This is a genomic window from Staphylococcus ratti (assembly GCF_020883535.1).
Taxonomy (GTDB): Bacteria; Bacillota; Bacilli; order Staphylococcales; family Staphylococcaceae; genus Staphylococcus; species Staphylococcus ratti.
Genome location: NZ_CP086654.1, coordinates 1,960,589 through 1,982,581, shown reverse-complemented (window position 1 = coordinate 1,982,581; position 21,993 = coordinate 1,960,589). Strand labels below are relative to the sequence as shown.

25 protein-coding genes and 1 pseudogene are annotated in these 21,993 nt (G+C 35.4%); 15 read left to right on the top strand and 11 right to left on the bottom strand.

Going from position 1 to position 21,993, the window contains the following annotated elements; genetic code table 11:
- Position 1 precedes the first annotated feature (1 nt).
- The 5 genes from LN051_RS09640 to LN051_RS09620 all read left to right on the top strand — a co-directional run bounded on the left by LN051_RS09640 (position 2) and on the right by LN051_RS09620 (position 4,150).
- Complete coding sequence (locus LN051_RS09640; protein WP_229292321.1) at positions 2 to 715, top strand: YebC/PmpR family DNA-binding transcriptional regulator; 714 nt, start codon at positions 2 to 4, stop codon at positions 713 to 715.
- 170 nt (positions 716 to 885) lie between these two features.
- Entirely contained in the window at positions 886 to 1,449 is a 564-nt protein-coding gene (locus tag LN051_RS09635) for a ribonuclease FAU-1 family protein (RefSeq protein ID WP_420853975.1), read from the top strand.
- Between the two features lie 108 nt (positions 1,450 to 1,557).
- Positions 1,558 to 2,427, top strand: a complete 870-nt coding sequence (locus LN051_RS09630) for a LysR family transcriptional regulator (RefSeq protein ID WP_229292319.1) — start codon at positions 1,558 to 1,560, stop codon at positions 2,425 to 2,427.
- 15 nt (positions 2,428 to 2,442) lie between these two features.
- Positions 2,443 to 3,645, top strand: coding sequence for a sugar efflux transporter (locus LN051_RS09625; RefSeq protein WP_229292318.1), 1,203 nt, complete (start codon positions 2,443 to 2,445; stop codon positions 3,643 to 3,645).
- 16 nt (positions 3,646 to 3,661) lie between these two features.
- Positions 3,662 to 4,150, top strand: a complete 489-nt coding sequence (locus LN051_RS09620; RefSeq protein WP_229293663.1) for a DUF456 domain-containing protein — start codon at positions 3,662 to 3,664, stop codon at positions 4,148 to 4,150.
- Positions 4,151 to 4,533: 383 nt separating this feature from the next.
- Here LN051_RS09620 and LN051_RS09615 read toward each other — a convergent pair whose 3' ends face one another.
- Positions 4,534 to 5,238, bottom strand: a complete 705-nt coding sequence (locus LN051_RS09615) for a DUF1129 family protein (RefSeq protein ID WP_229292317.1) — start codon at positions 5,236 to 5,238, stop codon at positions 4,534 to 4,536.
- Positions 5,239 to 5,331: 93 nt separating this feature from the next.
- Between LN051_RS09615 and LN051_RS09610 the strand changes: the two genes are divergently transcribed.
- The 4 genes from LN051_RS09610 (at position 5,332) to LN051_RS09595 (ending at position 7,256) form a co-directional block, all read left to right on the top strand.
- The gene (locus LN051_RS09610; protein ID WP_229292316.1) at positions 5,332 to 5,784 is read left to right on the top strand and encodes a GNAT family N-acetyltransferase; all 453 of its coding nucleotides are present in this window, start codon (positions 5,332 to 5,334) and stop codon (positions 5,782 to 5,784) included.
- 64 nt (positions 5,785 to 5,848) lie between these two features.
- On the top strand, positions 5,849 to 6,232 hold the full coding sequence (locus LN051_RS09605) for an SA0632 family lipoprotein (protein ID WP_229292315.1): 384 nt from the start codon (positions 5,849 to 5,851) through the stop codon (positions 6,230 to 6,232).
- A gap of 100 nt (positions 6,233 to 6,332) precedes the next feature.
- Complete coding sequence (locus tag LN051_RS09600; RefSeq protein WP_229292314.1) at positions 6,333 to 6,632, top strand: hypothetical protein; 300 nt, start codon at positions 6,333 to 6,335, stop codon at positions 6,630 to 6,632.
- 81 nt (positions 6,633 to 6,713) lie between these two features.
- A complete protein-coding gene (locus tag LN051_RS09595) occupies positions 6,714 to 7,256 on the top strand; it encodes a GNAT family N-acetyltransferase (protein ID WP_229292313.1) in 543 nt (180 codons plus the stop codon).
- A gap of 55 nt (positions 7,257 to 7,311) precedes the next feature.
- On the opposite strand, the gene LN051_RS09590 is transcribed toward LN051_RS09595, so the two are convergent.
- From LN051_RS09590 to LN051_RS09565, 6 genes and pseudogenes are all read right to left on the bottom strand, one after another.
- Positions 7,312 to 7,881, bottom strand: a complete 570-nt coding sequence (locus tag LN051_RS09590) for an LOG family protein (RefSeq protein WP_229292312.1) — start codon at positions 7,879 to 7,881, stop codon at positions 7,312 to 7,314.
- Positions 7,882 to 7,885: 4 nt separating this feature from the next.
- Complete coding sequence (locus LN051_RS09585) at positions 7,886 to 8,344, bottom strand: YaiI/YqxD family protein (RefSeq protein ID WP_229292311.1); 459 nt, start codon at positions 8,342 to 8,344, stop codon at positions 7,886 to 7,888.
- Between the two features lie 541 nt (positions 8,345 to 8,885).
- Positions 8,886 to 9,632: pseudogene (locus LN051_RS09580) on the bottom strand (hypothetical protein); the annotation flags it as partial.
- A gap of 155 nt (positions 9,633 to 9,787) precedes the next feature.
- Complete coding sequence (locus LN051_RS09575) at positions 9,788 to 10,144, bottom strand: DoxX family protein (RefSeq protein WP_229292310.1); 357 nt, start codon at positions 10,142 to 10,144, stop codon at positions 9,788 to 9,790.
- A 33-nt stretch (positions 10,145 to 10,177) separates the two neighbouring features.
- Entirely contained in the window at positions 10,178 to 10,825 is a 648-nt protein-coding gene (locus tag LN051_RS09570) for a CPBP family intramembrane glutamic endopeptidase (RefSeq protein WP_229292309.1), read from the bottom strand.
- A 195-nt stretch (positions 10,826 to 11,020) separates the two neighbouring features.
- Entirely contained in the window at positions 11,021 to 11,875 is an 855-nt protein-coding gene (locus LN051_RS09565) for an undecaprenyl-diphosphate phosphatase (RefSeq protein ID WP_229292308.1), read from the bottom strand.
- A 247-nt stretch (positions 11,876 to 12,122) separates the two neighbouring features.
- Here LN051_RS09565 and LN051_RS09560 point away from each other — a divergent pair, with 247 nt between their 5' ends.
- Positions 12,123 to 13,727, top strand: a complete 1,605-nt coding sequence (locus LN051_RS09560) for an ABC transporter ATP-binding protein/permease (protein ID WP_229292307.1) — start codon at positions 12,123 to 12,125, stop codon at positions 13,725 to 13,727.
- A 47-nt stretch (positions 13,728 to 13,774) separates the two neighbouring features.
- Positions 13,775 to 15,415: an amino acid ABC transporter ATP-binding/permease protein gene (locus LN051_RS09555; RefSeq protein ID WP_229292306.1), complete on the top strand. Its 1,641-nt coding sequence runs from the start codon at positions 13,775 to 13,777 to the stop codon at positions 15,413 to 15,415.
- A gap of 311 nt (positions 15,416 to 15,726) precedes the next feature.
- On the opposite strand, the gene mgrA is transcribed toward LN051_RS09555, so the two are convergent.
- Positions 15,727 to 16,164 carry a global transcriptional regulator MgrA gene (gene mgrA, locus LN051_RS09550; RefSeq protein WP_229292305.1) on the bottom strand — a complete coding sequence of 146 codons (438 nt, stop codon included), beginning with the start codon at positions 16,162 to 16,164 and terminating at the stop codon, positions 15,727 to 15,729.
- A gap of 223 nt (positions 16,165 to 16,387) precedes the next feature.
- On the opposite strand from mgrA, the gene LN051_RS09545 reads away from it, so the two are divergent.
- The 3 genes from LN051_RS09545 to mdh all read left to right on the top strand — a co-directional run bounded on the left by LN051_RS09545 (position 16,388) and on the right by mdh (position 18,855).
- On the top strand, positions 16,388 to 17,311 hold the full coding sequence (locus LN051_RS09545; RefSeq protein ID WP_229292304.1) for a CobW family GTP-binding protein: 924 nt from the start codon (positions 16,388 to 16,390) through the stop codon (positions 17,309 to 17,311).
- A 167-nt stretch (positions 17,312 to 17,478) separates the two neighbouring features.
- The gene (locus LN051_RS09540; RefSeq protein ID WP_229292303.1) at positions 17,479 to 17,763 is read left to right on the top strand and encodes a hypothetical protein; all 285 of its coding nucleotides are present in this window, start codon (positions 17,479 to 17,481) and stop codon (positions 17,761 to 17,763) included.
- Between the two features lie 156 nt (positions 17,764 to 17,919).
- Complete coding sequence (gene mdh, locus LN051_RS09535) at positions 17,920 to 18,855, top strand: malate dehydrogenase (RefSeq protein WP_229292302.1); 936 nt, start codon at positions 17,920 to 17,922, stop codon at positions 18,853 to 18,855.
- Between the two features lie 77 nt (positions 18,856 to 18,932).
- On the opposite strand, the gene LN051_RS09530 is transcribed toward mdh, so the two are convergent.
- Genes LN051_RS09530 through LN051_RS09520 form a run of 3 tightly spaced genes read right to left on the bottom strand, consistent with a single transcriptional unit; the run spans position 18,933 to position 20,559 of the window.
- Positions 18,933 to 19,652 (bottom strand): CPBP family intramembrane glutamic endopeptidase, encoded by a 720-nt coding sequence (locus tag LN051_RS09530; protein ID WP_229292301.1) that lies wholly within the window; start codon positions 19,650 to 19,652, stop codon positions 18,933 to 18,935.
- 26 nt (positions 19,653 to 19,678) lie between these two features.
- Positions 19,679 to 19,945, bottom strand: coding sequence for a hypothetical protein (locus LN051_RS09525; RefSeq protein WP_229292300.1), 267 nt, complete (start codon positions 19,943 to 19,945; stop codon positions 19,679 to 19,681).
- A complete protein-coding gene (locus LN051_RS09520) occupies positions 19,942 to 20,559 on the bottom strand; it encodes a DUF1361 domain-containing protein (RefSeq protein ID WP_229292299.1) in 618 nt (205 codons plus the stop codon). Before LN051_RS09520 ends, LN051_RS09525 begins: the two co-directional genes overlap by 4 nt.
- Positions 20,560 to 20,766: 207 nt before the next feature.
- Between LN051_RS09520 and norA the strand changes: the two genes are divergently transcribed.
- Positions 20,767 to 21,927, top strand: coding sequence for a multidrug efflux MFS transporter NorA (norA, locus tag LN051_RS09515; protein WP_229292298.1), 1,161 nt, complete (start codon positions 20,767 to 20,769; stop codon positions 21,925 to 21,927).
- The last annotated feature ends 66 nt before the right edge of the window (positions 21,928 to 21,993 follow it).

The window sequence follows — 21,993 nt, the reverse complement described above, 5'->3', positions numbered from 1 at the left end:
AATGGGACGTAAATGGAACAATATTAAAGAAAAAAAGGCGCAAAAAGACAAAAATACAAGTCGCATTTACGCGAAGTTTGGTAAAGAAATTTATGTTGCAGCAAAATCAGGAGAACCTGATCCTGAGTCAAATCAAGCTTTAAAGCTTGTACTTGAACGTGCGAAAACATATTCAGTGCCAAATCATATCATCGACCGTGCGATAGATAAAGCAAAAGGTGGCGGTGATGAAAACTTTGATTCATTACGTTACGAAGGTTTTGGTCCAAGTGGTTCAATGGTCATTGTGGATGCATTAACAAACAACGTAAACCGTACTGCCTCTGACGTGCGTGCTGCATTTGGAAAAAATGGTGGGAACATGGGCGTGTCCGGTTCTGTGGCCTACATGTTTGATCCTACTGCGACATTTGCATTTGAAGGTTCTGATGCAGATTCTATTTTAGAAGGATTAATGGAAGCGGATATCGATGTTCGTGATGTGATTGAAGATGGAGGTCTTACAATTGTATACGCTGAACCAGACCAATTTGCGACAGTTCAACAAGCGTTAAAAGGTTTAGGTATTAGCACATTTGAAGTGGCTGAGTTTGAAATGCTACCACAAACAGAGGTGCAACTTTCGCCAGATGATCAAGAAACTTTTGAAAAATTAATCGATGTTCTAGAAGATTTAGAAGATGTCCAACACGTTTTCCATAACGTTGAGTTATAATCAGCATAACCTGAAACTGATGCCTTCCTTAGTAAGTGCATCAGTTTTTTCCTTTTAAAATGCTATATTTACATTTAATCGTTTTCCTGAATAGGAGATGGGCGTTAAATCTTTCTTTAGTGACATCATAGTGAACTTTATATATAATGAACAAAAGGGAGTTGGTGACTGTGAAGATAAAGTATATTGATAAACGTCACTGGCGTCGCCTCATAGATCGGGATTATATCGAAGTCAAAGTTAATAATAATAAATTTAAAGGTATTATCGGTTTGATAACGATGAATAAGGTGAGAGAACCTTTGGAGGTGACTGTTGTTGGAAAACGAATGGTTGTAGCAGACGACCATTTTCAGTGGCTACAGATTTTACCCGAAAAGAAACGTTATAGTATGACCGTCATGTTTAACGATAAAGGAGAACCTTTACAATATTATTTTGATATTAACTTAAAAAATATTACGCAAAAAGGGAAAGCACGCACAGTCGACTTATGCCTTGATGTACTTGCGTTGCCTGATGGAAAGTATGAGCTTGTTGATCAAGATGATTTAGAACGTGCACTAAAGACAAATCAAATTACGCGAAAGCAATATCATGAAGCCTATGTGATCGCACACCAGCTTATGATTCAAATTGATGAAGATTTTAAAAGTATCAATGACAAAGCGATGTATTGCTATAAAAAAATAAATCGAAAATACCAAAAAAAAGAAAAAAGTACGCAGCTATAAGCGTCACATACATCTTAAATTCATACGACATAATTTATGTGATGATGACTTCTGCACACTGGACATACGATGTCTAGTGTTTCTTTTTATTTATAAAGGAGGTTGACTATGAAAATTGATGATTACCGATTGTTGATTACATTAGATGAGACAAGAACTTTAAGAAAAGCTGCAGAGCGTTTATATATTTCACAGCCTGCAGTTACACAACGTCTTAAATCTATTGAACGCCATTTTGGAGTCGAAATTTTTATACGTACGAAAAAGCAATTGATAACAACAATAGAAGGCGCAATGGTCATCGAACATGCGAAAACGATGTTAAACCGCGAACGGCTTTTCCAAGATAAAATAAAGGCGCATATCGGTTCGGTAAGTGGTACACTTTCTATTGGATGTTCATCTCTTGTAGGACAAACGGTTTTACCTAAAGTATTATCGAGATATACAAGTGAATTTCCATATGTTGAGATTCAACTTCAAGTGGGGTCGAGCGAACATATTAAAGCGCATCATAATGATTACCACATCATGATTGTTCGTGGGAACCAATTACTTAACCTCCATAATGATCATTTAATGGATGATCAACATTACTTTATTTATCCTAAAAATAAAGAAGAAGAACTTCAAAAGCTTCCATTTATAGAATTCCAAGCTGATCCGGTTTACATTAACCAAATTAAAACGTGGTACCATCATCATATGTCACAAGATTATCATGCACGAATTAAAGTGGATCAGGTGGCGACATGTAAAGCACTACTTTTAAGTGGGGTCGGCGTGACCATATTGCCTGAGATTATGGTAAAAGATTTAGACGAGACAAAATTTGAACTTGTGAAAGTAGATATCGAAGAAGAATCATTAGTTCGCTCAACTTATTTGAGTTACGAGGTAAGCATGGTACAACTTCCCCAAGTCAGTTCTTTCATTAATATTTTAAAAGAACATGTCGGCGCGTCATCATCATTGTAAAGAAAGGAGGCACTTATGTTTCGAGAGCTATTACACATTAAAAATTACAAATTATTTGTAGTTAATATGATGTTAATTGGTATGGGGATTGCGGTAACTGTACCCTTTTTTGTGTTGTTTGCGACCAATAAATTAGGGATGACAACCAATCAATTTGGTTTATTATTAGCATTGGCGGCAATTTGTCAGTTTTCAATTAATACAGTTGTTGCGCGCTTTTCGGATACACATCCAATTAATAGAAAAGTGATTATCATTATTGCATTATTCATGGGCGCTTTAAGTTTTGCGTTGCCATTTTTTATAGAAAATATCACATTGTTTATTATTTTATATGCGATTTTTCAAGGTTTATTTGCGCCTGCAATGCCACAATTATACGCTTCGGCGAGAGAGTCTATTAATCAATCTACCTCAAGTAGCCGAGCGGTTTTTGCCAATTCAGTATTAAGATCGATGTTTTCATTTGGCTTTCTTTTTGGCCCACTTGTAGGAAATGTTTTGAATCAATCTTGGGGTTATGACGGTTTATTTGGTGGAACAGTAGCTATTATTTTACTGACTTTACTGCTACAAATTTTCTTCTTTAAAGAAACAAAAGAACACCAACCGCTTCGGGGGACGCAAATGACGGAAGATAACGCCCCATCCATGTTGAAACATACATACTTAATTATTCCGTTTTTAGCCTTTATTCTCCTTCATATTGGCCAATGGATGTACACTTTAAATATGCCATTATTTGTAACGCAATACCTTAAAGAAGATGAAAAATATGTGGGACATCTTGCAAGTCTTTGTGCAGGTCTTGAAGTCCCATTTATGATTATTTTAGGAATGGTCGCCAGTAAAATTGAAACAAAAACCTTACTTGCGTTTGCGGCGATTTGTGGTTGTCTATTTTTTGGAAGTATCGGTATTTTTGAAAGTGTTAAAATGATGCTTGTAGGTCAACTATTTTTAGCAGCATTTTTAGCAGTGTTATTAGGCATTGGTATTAGCTACTTTCAAGATATTTTACCGCAGTTTCCAGGATATGCTTCAACGCTTTTTGCGAACGCAATGGTTGTAGGTCAATTGATGGGGAACTTATTAGGTGGTGCAATGAGTCAATGGGTAGGACTCGGTAATGTTTTTTATGTATCCGCTGCTTCATTGGCGATAGGATTTATTTTAATCATTTTGACTCAAACTAAAGTAAGCCCTACTGAACATTAGAAAGGATTTTTAAATGATGGAAATTGTTTTATGGTTATTGGTTATCGCGGCGTTTATTGTTGCGTTTATCGGTTTAATTAAACCTATCATTCCCGCAGTGCTCGTATTGTGGATAGGATTTTTAATTTATCAATTTGGCATTAATAATGAAACGTTGTCATGGTTATTTTGGCTTGCGATGGTATTTTTTACATTATTAATATTTATCTCTGATTTGTTAATGAATCGTTATTTTGTCAATCGCTTTGGTGGAAGTAAGAAAGGGGAATGGGCGGCACTGATTGGTGTGATTATCGGCTCATTTGTTTTCCCACCTTTTGGTATACTTATCGTACCATTTATACTTGTTATCATTGTTGAAATGGCCCAACAACGTCGCTTTGATCAAGCGTTAAAAGCAAGTTTTGGCTCGCTTGTTGCTTTCTTTTCAAGCACATTGATGCAGGCCATCGTCATGTTGATTATGGTGATATGGTTTTTCGTCGATGCATTATTAATCAATTAAAATTTGAAAAGTGTAATCATTTGAAAAAGAGCGTGTGACATTCAGCTGTCACACGCTCTTTGAGTTTTGATGGCACTTGATTTTTACCATTGCTCTACGCAATTCACTTCTTATTACGGGTAATTATTAAGAAATGATAAAATAAAAAGGGGTGAATTCAGTGGAGAAAATAGGTCGAAAAATACTATTGTTACTCATACTCCTATTTTTAGTGTTTAACATATTGATACTCTTTAATATTATTCAATTTGAATCAAGATACTACGGGATAATTGTAATCATTTTCATGATATTAAACATCATCTATTTCAAAAGTAAAGATGGGAGTGAGACATAAATCAAATAGATTTCTGTCACACTCCCTTTATATATAATGAACAGAATTATGTGCCTTTATAGCGCCAAGAAGCGGTTTGCGTGTTTTTCTTCTTTTCTTGACGTTCATTGAGATATAGGCCGATAGATATGATAACAAATGAAATTAAAATAAATGTCCAATTGCCGATATTAATGTACGGCCCCCATTGTAAACTGTTTTGTGGAAAAAAGAAAAGTAAAAACAGCGCTAAAAAAAGGGCGATGATGACGGCATATCCAAAGAGCCAAGCGAACCTCGAATAATTAAAAGCTTGTAATTGTACCATTTTGTAGCACGCCCATATAAATAAAAATAGCACAAATAACCCGATTAAAAAGGTGATAGGAAATGTGTACAAATAAATACGTGTATCATTAATAAAAAAGCCTATAAAGCCCTTTAAAAAAGAAAAGACGCCAAGCAATAGGACAAGGTGTTTTAAAATCGTTTGAAAGATATTAATGATGGTATGATTAGGTAATGTTTTAATGGTGTGTATGGCATGTTTTTTTGGATCATGATTGAAAAAGTCCATGGCATGTGTCCCTTTATCTTCTGCTTTTAACAAATGATCCAAAATATGTTGTAACATTTTTTCAGAATCATATGCGTTGACGCGCATGTCGGCACGTACATAGGTCATATAGCTTTCAAAAATTTGTCTATCCGTATTATTTAAGCGTAGCGATTTGACATTATTATCACGCGTTAGTTGTTCAACAGATTTCATCCTACACACCTCCACTTCGTTTATGGCATAATTTAAGTTGATTATATTATGACGACTTTGTGAGTACAAATCAATATTAAAGGAGGAAATGTCATGAAAATAATTACAATGGAAGATCAAGCTTTCATACGTCAAATTGCATCATACCACGTCCAGATGCTTCAACATGACCCTTTAATAGTGACACAATCTCACACGATGGCATGTGCTTTATACGAAGAAATGATACAGCGACGTATTGAACTTAATGGCGATTACATCGAAGCAACAGTAGAAGGTGACAAAGTAATCGCATACATATGGGGGCATCATGATGTATCATCACAGACTGTCACGATAGAATCGTTGTATGTATCGCCAAATGTACGACATAAAGGACTTGCTACGATTTTAAAACAACATATTGAAACATGGGCGATGCATCAACAAGCACGTCAAATCGTCGGGACCGTATTAGAAAATAACGATGCGATGCGTGCGTTAAACGAAAAATTAGGCTACAGTGTTCAAAAAGTGGTTATGCAAAAAATGCTAAAATATGACTAAAAGTGCGTAAGTATTAGAACCATGATAAAATAGGAATAGTAATTCAGTAATGGAGAGAATACATATGAAAAAAATACTCTGTACTTTAGCGGCAGGCGCGCTACTATTATCAGGTTGTGGACAAAGTGAAAAAGAGAAACTTCAAAATGAAATTAATGCTTTAGAGCAAGATCAAAAAAAGTTGCAAGATGAAAATAAAAAGTTGAAAGATCAGAGTAAAAAATTAGATGATCAAGTGAAACAGTTAGAAGAAGATATAAAAAAACCAGAACCTTCTTCAAAAGATAAACATAAAGACAAATCATCAAAGTCTGATCACGACACAACAGAACATGACTCAAAAGACAAAGAAGAAACGTTAGGGAAAGACGAAAAAACGAAAAAGACACCAACCACAAAAGAAGAAGCATCAAGTACAACTAAAGATAAAAAAGATAAAACAGAGTAGTGAAATGTATAGCATCGGACGTACAACATATGCGTTTGATTCGTGATAGATTAGGGTAAAAAAACACATAATTGATCGTAGAGAAAAGAGGGACTGCACTATGTATGAAAAAGAGTTTAATTTAATCGAAGGTCGTGACATGTCACTAGTTGAATTGGGACGTGAAATTGAAAATATTACGGGATATAGCATTGTTGATTCAACTGGAGAATTGAACCGTTACATCGCTTTAAAGCCTAACTTTAATCATGATTGGGAAACGTATACGGCAACGTATCGTTTAAATCACAAAAATGATTTTGTTGATGCGATTTTTACTACAAAAAAAGGTCAAGATATAAGTAGACTGAAAGACAAATCGGTAAAAATTCAACTTATAAGCTACATTTCAAGAGCATAAGTTCAAACGTATGATGCGCGTTTTTTAGCCAATGTAGCTAAGGCGCGCTTTTTTATGAGATTGTCGATAGGAGGTGTATCAATGACTGTATATATTGAAACAGAACGTCTGATTTTAAGAGATTGGGAAGATTCGGATTTGTTACCACTTCAAAAGATGAATGCCAATCGTCAAGTGCGGCGTTATTTTACCAGTTTATTGAGCTATCAAAGGTCAAAATTAGATTTTGAATCTATGCGTCAAACGTTAAAAGAACAAGGCATTGGATTGTTTGCGGTAGAATTAAAAGCAGTGCATAGTTGGATTGGGTTTATAGGATTAAATTATATTTCAAAAGACAGTCATTATCCATTTAAAGAACGTCCTTTTTACGAAATTGGTTGGAGATTAATTCCAGAAGTGTGGGATAATGGCATCGCACAAGAAGGCGCAGAAGCAGTTTTAAATTATGTTAAAGATCAAACCCTCGGACCTATATACGCCATTGCTGCAAAAGCGAATAAACCCTCTATTCGGGTAATGGAGAAAATAGGCATGACCTTTGTCGACACTTTTGAACACCCTGAATTAAGCGAATATCACGAATTAAAAGAGCATGTACGTTATGTTTGGCAACCACAATAAAATGTCTAAAAGGACGAAGCTTATTGTAGCTTGTTCCTTTTAGACGTTTTATATTTTAATCATAAGTTCGTGTAGAGATAGGGGTGCTATGTTTTAGTCCATGAATGAGTGTTTGTGGACTATCATAAGGTTGAGCTAATGTTTCATATTTTTTATCGATAAAGCCTTCATTAATCATATGTTGGATTAACAAAATGAGCGGTTTGAAAAAATCATTCGTATTGAATATGCCAATTGGTTTTTGATGAAGTCCAATTTGTGCCCAGCTATAAATTTCGAAAAATTCTTCTAGCGAACCAGCGCCACCTGGTGCCATAACAAATGCGTCTGCAAGTTCTGACATTTTTTGTTTGCGTTCATGCATCGAATCTACAAGTATGAGCTCCGTAACGTTTTGGCTAGTAATCTCACGTTCATCTAAAAATCTAGGCATGACACCGATAGCCTTGCCTCCGTGATCTAATACACCATTTTGTATTGCGCCCATAATACCTACTGAACCAGCGCCAAAAATAAGTTCGATATCTTGTTCTGCGAAATACTTCCCAAGTTGATAAGCTTCTTTAACGTAAATGTCATTATATCCTTTGCTTGCACCACAAAAAACAGCCATACGTTTAACCATAAAATTACTCCTTTTCTCTTTCTTGATTGATTACAGATTGAAATGTTTTTTCGAATTGAAGACGTTGTTCATCTTTAAAGGGTTTGGGGCCTTTAGAATGACGTCGAGATTTACGACGCTCTTGTTGACTATAAAAGCGTTGTAACAGCAGTTGATCAATATTTTCTTTAGTATAGAGGTAACCAAGATGGTGTAAGACATAAGGCGTTTTTTGAATAGCAATGCTTGCAAGGCCATAATCTTGTGTCACCACGATATCATTAAGTTGTATTGCTTTGATTATAGCAAAGTCGACAGCATCACGTCCGCCGTCAATATAGATGCTTTCAACATGTGGAGGGAAAACTTGATGTGAAAAGTGTGCGTAACTACGATAAATATATACAAAAATGCTTGTCTCTACAGTTAATTCAATAATTGAATCTACTACAGGACAAGCATCTCCGTCTATAAGAACGCGCATTTTAGCGTTTTAATTTATTTAGTGCGTCTTTAGAAACATGATTAAGTGTATCGTCGTTACGTTGCTTATCACTATTTTTCACATGTTGTTCCATTTGTGCGTACTGTCGCTTAAATAAAGGTGCTTTTTCCAAGCTTTCATTGATTTGTGTGTTTAAACTTGTTTTTTTATCTTTTGGCCCTTTTGAATTGGATTCAGTGTGGCTTGTAGAATGTGCGTCAGTTTTAACTTGTTTGTCTTTAGAAACGATGCCAGTTTGAGCTTCAAATGATTGCACTTCCGCCATAGACTGAATGCGCGGAGGTAATTTGTCCGGTGAAGGCGCTTGTTTTGCCAAATCTACATTTTTAGCACTTTTTTGTATTTTTTTATTCAACTTTTCTGCTTGTTTCTGACGTTTTTTAGCGTCTTTCTTTTGTTGTTTCTGTGCTTTTTTAGAAGTGTTATTATTTTGATGTGACGTTGTTTCGCCACTTTTCATTGCGTGATTACTTGCAGTAGCACCTAAAGTGTCGACTTCAGTAGGTTTATTATCATTTTTCTGAAGTTTTTTCATTTGTTTTTGGCGTGCTTTTGCTTCTTTTTTTGCTTGTTTCTCTTCTTCTTTATGGCGCTTATCGATATTTTTTTGGAGCTTTTTATTCAACTTTTTTGTTTCTGATTGCTTCTCTTTTTCTAAGCGCTGACCTTCAGTAATGATTTCTGAGCGATCGTTGTAACCTTGTAAAACTTTTTCATTAGAAGGAGAAGCGAGTTCAAAATCACTGGCAACATTATTTCCAGGGACATGTCCAGCTTTTTCTTCGTATTTTTGTAATTTATCTAAGTTTTTCACCATTGTTTTTTGGCGTTTTTCAAGCGCTTTTTCTTCTTCCTTATGGCGCTTATCAATCGTTTTTTGAAGTTTCTTATTCAATTTGTTAATTTCTTTGCGATTTTCTTTTTCAAGTGTTTTGCCACGTGCACGGACATTTTCTTCTCTTCTGTAGCGTTGTGCTTCGGCTTCTTTTTTCATCGCCTTATTGTAATCTCGGCGTCGCTTTTTAATCTCTAAATTGTCTTTAAATTGACTGGTATTTGAAGCCACAGAATGTGTGACGTGACGCGTTGCGGTTTTAACATGGTTTGCGGCATGAGATGTCTTTTGTGCTACAGCTTTAGACGTGTTCACTGTTGCGTTTGTCATTTTTTGAACATCAGGATGCGCTTTGAATTTTTGTCGTTCAGTAATTAATGGCACGATAAAAATAGGTAATACGTTGATAATTGTTTTAATCGTTTTATTCATGCACGTTGCCTCCATTTAAGAATATACTTAAGTCCTTTTACCCTATGATACTAGAAGATAAACGCGCAATACAATTCATATGAAGTGCGATATAGTAGGAAATATTTCAATATTAAACGGCGAGAACATTCAATGTCCCCGCCGTTCTATTTAAATTAATAAAATTGCATCCATTTATTCCATTTGTAGCTACAAATACACGCTAAATTCATAACGATGTGAATGATTTCAAATTCAAATCCACTTACATATCCACGGCCGAGTTTAAGTGTGAAAATAGAGCCTAACATGACACTGATATAAAAAACATTGACATAAGGTGTCAGTATACCTGCAATAAGCATAACGCCGCCCACTACTTCTCCAATAGACATTAAAATGGCGAGGGTTGGTGGCAAACCGAGTGAACCTAAAAAGTGAATCGTTCCATCTAAATCAACAAATTTAAGTGTGCCGTGTACTAAAAATGAAGTTGCAAGCATCCAACGAATAAGTAACATACCTAGTTTCATAATAACGTTTCCTTTCTTGTGATTCATGTGTTTTTAAATGAAAAGTGTACTTATAAAATTATTTAAAAAGTGAACGAGTATCGCCGTTTCGATGCGTTTCGTTTTTAAATAAATGAGTGTGAATAAAATGCCAGAATAAAAATACGGCAAGTATCCAATTAGTGAATCTGCACTATGCAAAGAAGCAAAGATTAAACTTGAAATAATCATACCCAAAAATAAATGATTTCTGAAAAATACACGTAAAACGATACCGCGTATGAGTATCTCCTCAGCAAGTGCTGGAATAATGGCTAAACTAATGATAGAAGCCCATAATGGAACATTTTTAAAATCATCTGCTATGCTAGAATCATTTACATTATTGGAATCTACGAAGTAATCAAATAAACCATCTAAGCCGAAATTAAGTAGTAAAACAGCAAGAATCAATAAAAGTTCTGAGCGTTTTAATGGTTTGAAAGACATAAGACGTATGCCTAAAAGGTGCATACCTATGAGGATAATAATGACAAGTACTAATGAAATGACAGACCATTTAGCGTGAAGAGGGGTGAAATTGCTAATTTCAAATGCAAAAACAAGTAATACGGCAAAAAGAATGCCTTTAACAAACGAACGGACTGTTGAATCTTTTGTGACTGTTAAATCATCCTTGAAAAAATTAGAGATGTAATTCATTTTATTTTAATTCCCTTTCAATGCGAGTGTATATTGACATAGTAAAGGGGAATGATAAAAATAAACATTAAATGAAACTTAAAAGTAAAAATATGATTTAAAATTAAGTTATATTTAAACTTGGTTAGAAGAACATAAAAAAGAAACAACGCGCATCCATTTCAGTCATGCGCGTTGTTTCATACAATAGTGGAATTAATTTATAATGGCGTAATATACGATAGCGATAACGACTACGAGTACAATACGGTAAATTGCAAATGGCAATAGTTTTACACGTTGAATTAACGTTAAGAATAATTTGATGGATAACAAACCAAAAATAAACGCTGCGATAAATCCAACGATGTAAAACGGCACATGTGAAAGATGGATATGGTCAAAGTTTTTAATGAGCGATAAGCCACTTGCTGCCAACATAATTGGGACAGCCATCATAAACGTAAAATCAGACGCTGATTTATGATCCATTTTCATTAATACCCCTGTTGAAATCGTTGACCCTGAACGTGAAAAACCAGGCCACATAGCAATAGCTTGAGATAAACCAATAACAAAAGCTTGGAAATAACTGATTTCATCTACTTTTATTGGATTGCGTACATTGCGACTAAACTTATCCGCAATAATCATATAAATTGCACCTAAAAATAGTCCGATTAAAACGGTTGGGAGACTGAACAAATGTTTTTCAATGAAATCATCAAATAAAACTCCAAGAATCCCAGCAGGAATCATCCCGACTAAAATGTGTGTAATCTTCAAACGTCGTGGTTTTGAACGACGTCCACTTTGTACTTCAGGAGCGTATTTTCCAATGTGTAGCATTTCAAAATATTTATGTCTAAAAACCCATGCTGCTGCAAATACCGAACCTAACTGAATCACAACTTTAAATGTAAAGGCAGATTCAGAACCTAAAAATTGTGTTGATTTTAACCACATGTCATCTACTAAAATCATGTGACCTGTTGAAGAAACTGGCGCGAACTCAGTTAATCCTTCAACAATACCAAGCACTAATGCCTTAAGTAATTCGAAAAATAGCATAACATTAACCCTCTTTATGTTTATTTTTACTTTATAACTTAGCATATCATAGCACATGTCGTATATGCATGTCTCAACAAAATAACGCTATCGGGCAAAAGTATGAGAAGAAGTGTTGTAAACAAACTGTCACAACTTTACACAAATTTAAGTATATTCAAATGCACCCAAAAAGCTATCATTATATACTAGCACTATCGGTCACAATGGGGATACATAAATTACCTTTGAGGAAAGGAGGTTTATTATGAAATGGCTTTATAGTTGGTTAAAGGATTATCGCCGTTTTGTCATATTTTTAGGTATTGTCAATATAGGATTAGCACTTACCATCATTACCCAAAATGTTACGATAGCGATGATTTTAAATGCACTGTTGTTTAAAGAAAATAATCAGTGGCACGTATTACTGGGGTTATTGGCAGGGTCCTTAGTTTTTAGAGCGCTTTTTATGATGTTTAACGACTGGATAGGTGAAAGATTAAGCTACCACATTCGTTGTAATGTGAGACAACGCTTACTCAAACAACGTTCGAGTCAATCAGTAGGAGCACAACTGACTACGGCTACAGAAACATTAAAAGAAATGTTGCCGTTTTTTAGAACGTACTTGCCACAATTATTTAAATCAATGCTAGTGCCGTTTACCATTATTATGGTCATGTTTTGGGTACATGTTCCGACAGCGTTGATTATGATTGTAACCGCGCCCTTTATCCCGTTGTTTTATATTATATTTGGTCTAAAGACGCGCGATGCAGCAAAAGACCAAATGACATTTTTAAATCATTTCAGTCAACGTTTTGTTAATTTAACGCGTGGATTAGTGACATTAAAATTGTTTCAGCGTTCGGACGATGCGATTAGGAAAATTGAACATGAAAGTACGCAATTTCGTGATAAAACAATGGTGATTTTAAAAAGTGCCTTTTTGTCAGGCTTAATGCTTGATTTTATCAGTATGTTAGGTATCGGTCTTGTAGCATTAGAGGTAGGTTTGAGTTTGATTGTTTTTAATAATATCTCATTTTTAACAGCAGTTATAGCACTTATTTTAGCGCCTGAATTTTATAATGCGATTAAAGATTTAGGACAAGCGTTTCATGTTGGTAAAGAAAGTGAAGGAGCGAGCGAAATTATTCGAAATGCACTCGCTGAAACACCTGTAAAAGATATTGATAGCGTTGTAGTCTCTCACCAACAACCGCTAATCCAGTTTAATCAAGTTACTTATCAATATCCTAATGCTACAGTCGATGCGCTACACAATGTTTCTGCACATATTTTTGAAAGGGAGCATATCGCGGTAGTAGGTCCTAGTGGGGCAGGTAAAACAACACTGATTCGATTGTTGTTAGGCGAGCACCGTCCAACTAAAGGTACGATCACGTTTTCTAAGACATTAAACATAGGATATTTATCACAAACACCGTATATATTTAACGCAACTATTGCTGAAAATGTAACATTGTTTAAAGACATAGATGATAATGACGTTATAGAAGTGTTAGAGCAAGTCGCACTAGGAGAGAAAATCGAGCAACTTAAAGAAGGGATTCATACGTTAATTGGAGAAGGTGGCGAAATGTTGTCCGGTGGCGAAATGCGTCGCATTGAATTGGCGCGTGTATTGTTATTAAAACCACAACTTATCGTATTAGATGAACCGACCGCTGGATTAGATCATGTAACGGAAAATAAAATTCATGAGACATTGCAAGCGCACTTTGCACATATTACAAGGATAACCATTGCGCATCGACGTGCTTCAATCAGCTCAGCAACCCGACGTTGGTATATTAAAAATGGACGTTTAATTAGAGATGATCGTACGATTGAAACTGAATTTTAAATATTACTGCATTTCTACGTGAAACAGTTTAAGAAAGGAGGAAAATGATGCCAAAACGAATTAATGCAACTTTAAATATTAAGTGGAACCGAGATATTGTGGGGGCTATTGTATTAAGTGTGCTTGGGAGTAGTGTAGCATTGGCGATGTTCTTTTTAAGTGGATATATGATTACGCAAAGTGCACTCGGCGCACCATTATTCGCATTAATGGGATTAATCGTAAGTGTGAAATTATTCGGGTTTACACGTGCTATTACGCGTTATTATGAGCGACTTTTATCGCATCGAGCGACATTTACGATGTTAAAGGATGTTCGCGTTCATTTTTATCAGTCCTTAATTCCAATTGTTCCTAATGTCTTTCGTCAATTTAAAACAAGTGATTTATTAGGGCGTATGGTGTCACAAATTGAGTCGTTACAAAATATTTATTTACGCGTTTATTATCCGCCTATTGTTATTGGATTAACAAGCGTATTGACGGTATTAGCAGTCACGTTTTTTTCAATATGGCATGCACTTATTATTGTCATTGTCGTAATATTATCACTTTGGATTGTACCTTGGTTAAGTGTTAAACGCGCCCGCATGATAAAACGAAAGTTAGATACGAATTATACACGTCTGATGCATCAATATTTCGATTATGTTTTAGGGTATGAAGAGTTAAAACGTTTCAATCAAGTTCATTCCTATGAAAACCTACTACTTGAATCGGAAAGTGACTTAAGTGAAACCGAGCACAAAGAGCAATTGTTCCATATTTTCTATCAGTTTACGTTAAATCTTATAAGTATGTTTGCGATCTTTTTAACAGTTGCTTTTATTACAATTCAAGTCCAGCAAGGAAAGTTTGATCCTATCCTTGCTACGAGTACAGTGTTGATGTTATTAACCTTATTTGAACAACATGTAATGATGAGTCAAGTGGCTTATTATAAGAGTGAAACAGATCAAGCGAAACAACAACTAGAGAGTGTAATGAAGATGGATTCATTAAGCGAAGGAAAGCAAAAGGTTGATGTTTCAAAGATAAAAAGTCAAGAAGTGCTTTTCGAGTTAAAACATGTAGGACATCGCTTCCCAACACAGCAACGTGATACCCTTAAAGAGATTCATCTCGAAATTAAAAAAGGTGAACATATCGCAATATTAGGCGCTTCGGGTTCTGGGAAATCTACGCTATTAAATGTGTTGATGGGTGTGTATCCCGTCTCAGAAGGGTCCTTCGAAATAGGGGGCGTGTCTGATTTTCACCGCTCACATTGGTTGACACAAATTAACCCATTAATACAAGAAGCGCAATTTTTTGACGGTACAGTGAGAGAAAATTTACTAACGTCACACTCTGACGAGGCGTGTTTAGAGGCGTTGCAACGTGTCGGTTTAGAAAATATCCCATTATCACGGGCGGTCACATTAAATCGCACTGCCTTATCTGGTGGAGAGTTTCAAAGGTTAGCGATTGCTCGTTTATGGTTAAAACAAGCGCCAGTATGGATTTTAGACGAGCCTACACGAGGAATAGACAGGCAGAGAGTTTCAGACATTATGAAGCAAATTCATAGGAGCGCAGAAACACTTATTGTTGCAACGCATGATTTAGAGATACTAGAAGCATTCGATACAGTATATGTGATGGTTGATGGACAACTGAAGCCATATATAACAGACGAAATAGACTAATCGAAAAATGGGTGAGACGCAAGCGTACATTTCACTTCAACACGATCCCATAAAAAAGCACGTAATGTCTTTAATGATTTAAAGACGTTACGTGTTTTTTATAGGTGTGGAATAATGCTTAAAGTTCGTGTACGCTTTGTTCCACGCCGAGCGCTTAAAGCATTTTCCTTGCTTTAAATATGGCGGAAGAAGCAAGGTTGTTTTACTTCTTCGTCAATATGCTAAATAATCTTATTTTAATCCAATTAGTTAGAATAGGGTGCATAAGTCGAACATTATACACCTTCACTGAAGTTAATCTGCACACTCAATTATTTTGATTCACTAAAAGCAGTAATGATTTTATCAAGTAAACGGTTCAATTCCTTAATTTCATCGGGGTCTAGTGAAGATGCCTCAGCTACTGTTTTAGAAGCATTTTCCAATTCAGGTTTGATGCTTTCGCTTTTTTCAGTAAGATGTACATAAACTTCACGTTGATCAATTTCAGAACGTTCTCGTTTAATTAAATCGATTTGCTCCATTCTCTTTAATAATGGCGAGACAGTACCTGTATCTAACGCTAGGTCAGTTACAACTTTTTTAACGTTAACAGGTGACTGATTCCACAAAATTTCTAAAACTAGAAATTGTGGATACGTTAAGTTGTACTTTTTGAATATTTTGTTTGAATAATAACGATTCACTTGACGTTGTGCATTATACAAACTGAAACATACTTGCTCTTTTAAATTAAGATGATCAGACATAATATTTTTTTCCTCCAGACATTCTATCCGTATTTCTCTCTCTCGGATGGGAATCCGTCCATAATTAGAGTGGATTTAAGTCGCTCTACTTAAATCTATGCTATGCTAAAAATAAAGCATGCAGTAATTTTAGAAGATTCTCCCCACTTAATCAAGCTAAAAGAGAGATTTAAACATACATTCTTGAAAATTTGTTGTGTATTTAAGAGAAAGGTTAGATTTTATGTTAAAAAATAAAGTAAAAGTTACAATTGTAAACGGCTTTCTTGGAAGCGGTAAAACCACATTCTTAAACAAGTATATGCCCCAAATATTAAAAAATGATGAGAAAGTCGCGCTAATAGTAAACGAATTTGGCAACTTTGATATGGATGGGCAACTTTTAACCTATTTAGAAACCAAAGTGTCTTTAATGCATGGGTGTGTTTGTTGTGACTTACAAAGTGAACTAGTGAGTACCATACAACATTTAATAGCCACTAATCAAGTGGAACACATCGTAATAGAGGCGACAGGTATTGCCAACCCAATTGATATGTTACTTGCATGTGAAGATCCTAGCCTTGTTAATTTAGTTTACGCACCTCAAGTCATTACAATTGTGGCTGCCCCTGATATTTTAAAAAAGGTGAGTTATCGTCGGGATAAACAACGATTATTAGAAGATCAAATGCGCGCAAGTCATTACGTTATAATTAATAAAATTGACTTGTTAGAGGGCGAAGCTCAGCGTGAGGAAATAGAGAAGACAATTCAAGAATATGCGCCTAACAGTGAGCGTGTATGGACCTCTTTTGGAGAAACGGCGCAACCTTTTACATATGAAAGTGAAGCGATATCTTTAGATTTAGAGCAATCTCAAGGACATCCTGTCTTCCAAAGTATGACGTACACATTTCAAGGTCCTATTGCTCACGAGGCGTTTGTCGCATTTATTTTAAAATTCCCTGAAACATTACTAAGGGTCAAAGGATTTATTAAATTCAGAGAACAGCCTGGCGAAACGATGGCTTTTCAATATTCGCATCCGGTGCCATCGTTAGAAAGTATAGGTGAGGTAGCAGTTCCACTCACACTTGTATTTATTGGGGAACAATTAGACAAGCCGAAATTAAGAAATCAGTTAGATGTGTTACAATTTAGCTAACAGTAGAAATGTGGTGCCTTACATACAAAAGAATTGCAATCACTCAATATGACTCATATTTACAATATACGAAGATTTTATGATATCAAGACTTAAAGGTTGATTTAATATTTATACTGCTATGCAAAAGTATGACATTTTGTAAGTAAAGAAAAGGAGAATGAAGCATGGCTCATAATTCCAAACGACAACAATTTATTTTTATTCGTAATATGATCGCATTACCTTATGTTATTTTTGCGATTGTGATGATGACGGTACTACTATTTTCACCGCAGCTCATTTGGTTTGTTGCCACGATAGGTGTATTTATGGTGTATCACGTCATAGCAACATTTATTGCTTTCTTGTTGAAATATGGCAAATTAAGTTTATTACTATGTGTTATGACATTGTGTATCGTAGGCATATTTGCAGTCATTTTAAACGTATTTTTCGCACTCCATCGCTAATACCGAAACATGACTATCGGATGACTGAGAGGCCAGCGCCTTGTTCATTTATCCGATTTTATTTCTTTTTATAAAAAAGCGCTTACATTTTTGCATACCATTTAAGATGTTCAGTGCTATAATGAAGTTGAGCATACAATAAGGGGGAGAACTTAAATGAAGCGTAAAAAAGTATCAATCATAGGTTCTGGGCATACGGGTTCGACACTTGCATTTATTATTGCGTTACGTGATATTGCAGATGTTATTTTAGTAGATCGTGAAAAAAATAAAGATAAAATTAAAGGGAAAACACTTGATATTTTACAAAGTGGCTCGATATTAGGATTTGATACACATGTAAAATCAACAGTGGATTACAGAGATACAGCGGGCTCTGATGTAGTAGTGATTACAGCTGGCGTTCCTCGATTACCGGGAATGACACGTGACGAATTAATTCAGACAAACGAACAAGTGATGATTGAAGTTACGGAACAAATTGTCCAGTATTCACCGGAGTGTAAGATTATTGTTTTAACTAATCCGGTCGATGCAATGACGTATACAGTTTATAAAAAATCAGGTTTTTCAAGTGAACGTGTGATGGGGCAATCTGGCATTCTTGATTCAGCGCGCTTTAATACATTTGTAGCAGAAGCTTTAGGTATCGCGGTTAACGATGTGCATGGCTTAGTTTTAGGCGGTCACGGAGATACTATGGTGCCTTTAATTCGTCATAGCCAAGTGAATGGCATTCCTTTAAATGAATTATTGCCTCAAGAAAAAATTCAAGAAATCGTTAAACGTACGCAAAATGGTGGTGCGGAAATCGTCAAACTGCTTGGAGACGGCTCGGCTTATTATGCACCTTCTGCAGCAGTTTATGAAATGGTCGAAGCCATTATTTTAGATAAAAAACGTGTCTTACCAAGTATTGCTTATTGTGATGGCCCATACGACTTAGAGGATTTATATATTGGTGTCCCTACATTGTTAGGGTCTCGCGGCGTCGAAAAAATAATAGAATTAGATTTAACAGAAGAAGAGCAACAACAATTTAAACATTCTGCGGAGGCAGTGCGTGAATTAAAGTCGACTTTAAAAGGTTAACATAGCTTCAGAAATGATCAAAACTAGAGTAAACGGTTAGGACAGCCAAATTTCTAACTTTACTCTAGTTTTGCGTATTATGAAACATTTTGTAGGATGATGGATAAAAACGAGATGCCATTAACAATCATATGTAAGACGATAGAAACAACTATGTTGCAACGCGTGTAAATATACATAAAAACAAATAGTAATGCCATCATTAAATAAGGAATTGCTTCAAAAGGAGTTGCAGCAGTTTGGACGTGAAGCAATGTAAAAATCAAGACGGAGAGGCTTCCCATTGTGATGAACCCAAATTTTTTGCCAAGTTCTCCGATAAGGATATGTCTAAAGAGTAATTCTTCAGTAATCGGCGTCAGCACAACTAAGACAATAAATACTAACGGCAACCAACTTTTATCTTGAAATAACATTAATAACGCTTTTTGATTTGCCGTGTTATTAAACTGCCAAGTTTTTGGCAAATAATTTAAAGCACGAACAACAAAGGCGTTTATAATGATATATATGACATAGGAAAGGAGAATGGCGCGTGCATAACCTTTCAATGTTTTCAATTGATGAACGATTTTGGATTTTAATTGATGTCGATGAGACCACGCGAGAAAACCAATCACGCATAATGAAGTAAGCGCACTAACCAAAAGAAAAGCCATTGGTTGCATGGCTTTAGAGTGATGGAACGCTGGGAAGAAAAAGGTTAGCGCAGTGAGAAGGACTTGTGAAAAAACAAAATAAATCAAAAAGGCCCACAAGTCTCTCCACGTGGGATGTTGCATTTGACGTGCCTTCATACTTTGCCTCCTAGGATGTAATATCTCTATTTAACCACAAATAAAAGTAAATACAAAAAGACAAATTCAAAGAAAGTGAGAATATACATATATTTCAGGCGTAATTTTGTTGAGAAAGATACGCGCCAATCTGGGAAGCGACGTTCATAATACAACAATTGTATTAAAAATAAACCGATTCCAAAAGGTAAGAAGAATAGGGCAATAGACCATGGTAATGTCCACTGGAGTTGATACAGTAGGACAGCCATAATGCATTGAGAAATAATAATGAGTAGAATGAGTAATATCATGGTCGTGCTCTAACTCCTTTCAAACAAAGCAATAACACACTTTGAATCGTAGCCATTAACAAAATAAATGCTATAGCTGGCCCATCAATAGACTTTAATGTAGATAAGATGACTGAAAAAGGATTATTAATGACATGCACGCTATGAAAACGTAAAAAACGTCCTACATAAATACCTAAACCGTTTAAGAGCGTCATTCCAATTAAAATGAAATAGCGTATACCTAGCGGGAAGGGTAAGTGAAAAAGCTCTAATGAAATTAATATAAAGCAGTAAAGTGCGAATAAGACACCTAAAATGAGCAAGCTGAAATGTAGCCATTCTATTAATACAAGCCCTGATAAAAAGCTAAATGAAAACTGATTTAAATGAATGAGATCTGTTACCATATAAAATGTGTTTGGAAGCATTAATATAAAAATAGCAAGGTAGACGATAAAGAGTGGCCATTCAAAAAGTCGTTTAGGTATGAACAATTTCAATAGGTAAGCAAGTTCTAAAGGAATGTATGCCAGCGTCATATTTAATAAAAGAAACTTAAAATAGTTTGGAGCTATTATGGTTATTATCAATAAAGTAAGATATAGCAATCGAGCGATACAGCGCGCCTGCATGCGAAACCTCCTTTGAAATTAAATATTAGAGTTTATGGTAAAATTGAATCAATTATATACATTGAATCATTATTTTCATATGAAACTTTCTCCGTCAAATACACTACGTAAATTCATCATAGAATTCAACTCAAAACCCTTTTTGTATTTGTGTTGCCTGTTATATAATGTAAAGACTATTTTTATTGCAGGAGGTTATTTGAGCTTATGACAAAACAACTTGTTGTTTTATATATGAATATATTTTTAATCTTTTTAGGAATTGGTCTGGTCATTCCAGTGCTACCCATTTATTTAAAAGATCTTGGGTTAACTGGGGCAGATTTAGGTGTTTTAGTTGCTGTTTTTGCCTTAGCTCAAATGGTAATTTCTCCATTTGGAGGTACGTTAGCTGACAAATTGGGGAAAAAGTTAATCATTTGTATTGGGCTCGTACTTTTCAGTGTATCTGAATTTCTTTTTGCGGTCGGTCATACATTTCCAACACTTATCATTTCTCGTGTGCTTGGAGGCTTTAGTGCAGGTATGGTTATGCCAGGGGTTACAGGACTTATTGCAGATATTTCCCCAGCAAAAGATAAAGCGAGAAATTTTGGTTATATGTCTGCCATTATTTCGGCTGGCTTTATTTTAGGACCAGGGATAGGTGGCTTTTTAGCTGAAATTTCACATCGAACACCATTTATATTTGCAGGGGTTCTAGGAATATTTGCATTTTTAGGTACAGTAGTGTTAATTCACTCACCAAAACAGAAAACAGCACATGGCTTTACACATGTAGAAGGCCAAAATTTGAACGGCGTAAATTTAAAAATGTTTATCACACCAGCGATACTTACATTAATTTTAGCCCTTGGATTATCAGCGTTTGAAACATTATTCCCACTTTATACGGCGGATAAAATGAATTTCCAACCTGCAGACATTTCAATTGCGATTACTGGCGGAGGGGTATTTGGAGCAATATTTCAAATTTTCTTCTTTGATAAATTAATTCGCCATTTTAGTGAATTAACATTTATCACTTATTCGCTCATTTATTCTGCAATCGTATTGGGGCTACTCATTTTTGCGCATTCATATTGGTACGTTATGTTCATTTGTTTTATCGTATTTATTGGTTTTGATTTAATTCGCCCTGCATTGACAAATTATTTTTCCAATATTGCAGGAAATAGACAAGGTTTTGCGGGAGGCATCAACTCCACATTTACAAGTATGGGAAATTTCGTAGGTCCATTATTTGCAGGAGGACTTTATGATGTGAACATCGAATTTCCACTAATCATGTCTATCGCATTTATGGGCGTAGGGTGTTTCGTTATTTTGATTGAAAAGCAATTGCGAGGCCGTTTTATAAAAGGATAATTTGAGTAGAGTCTTTTGAGGAGAGACAACAATCGATTGGATTTCGTTGTCTCTCCATAGCAAAAA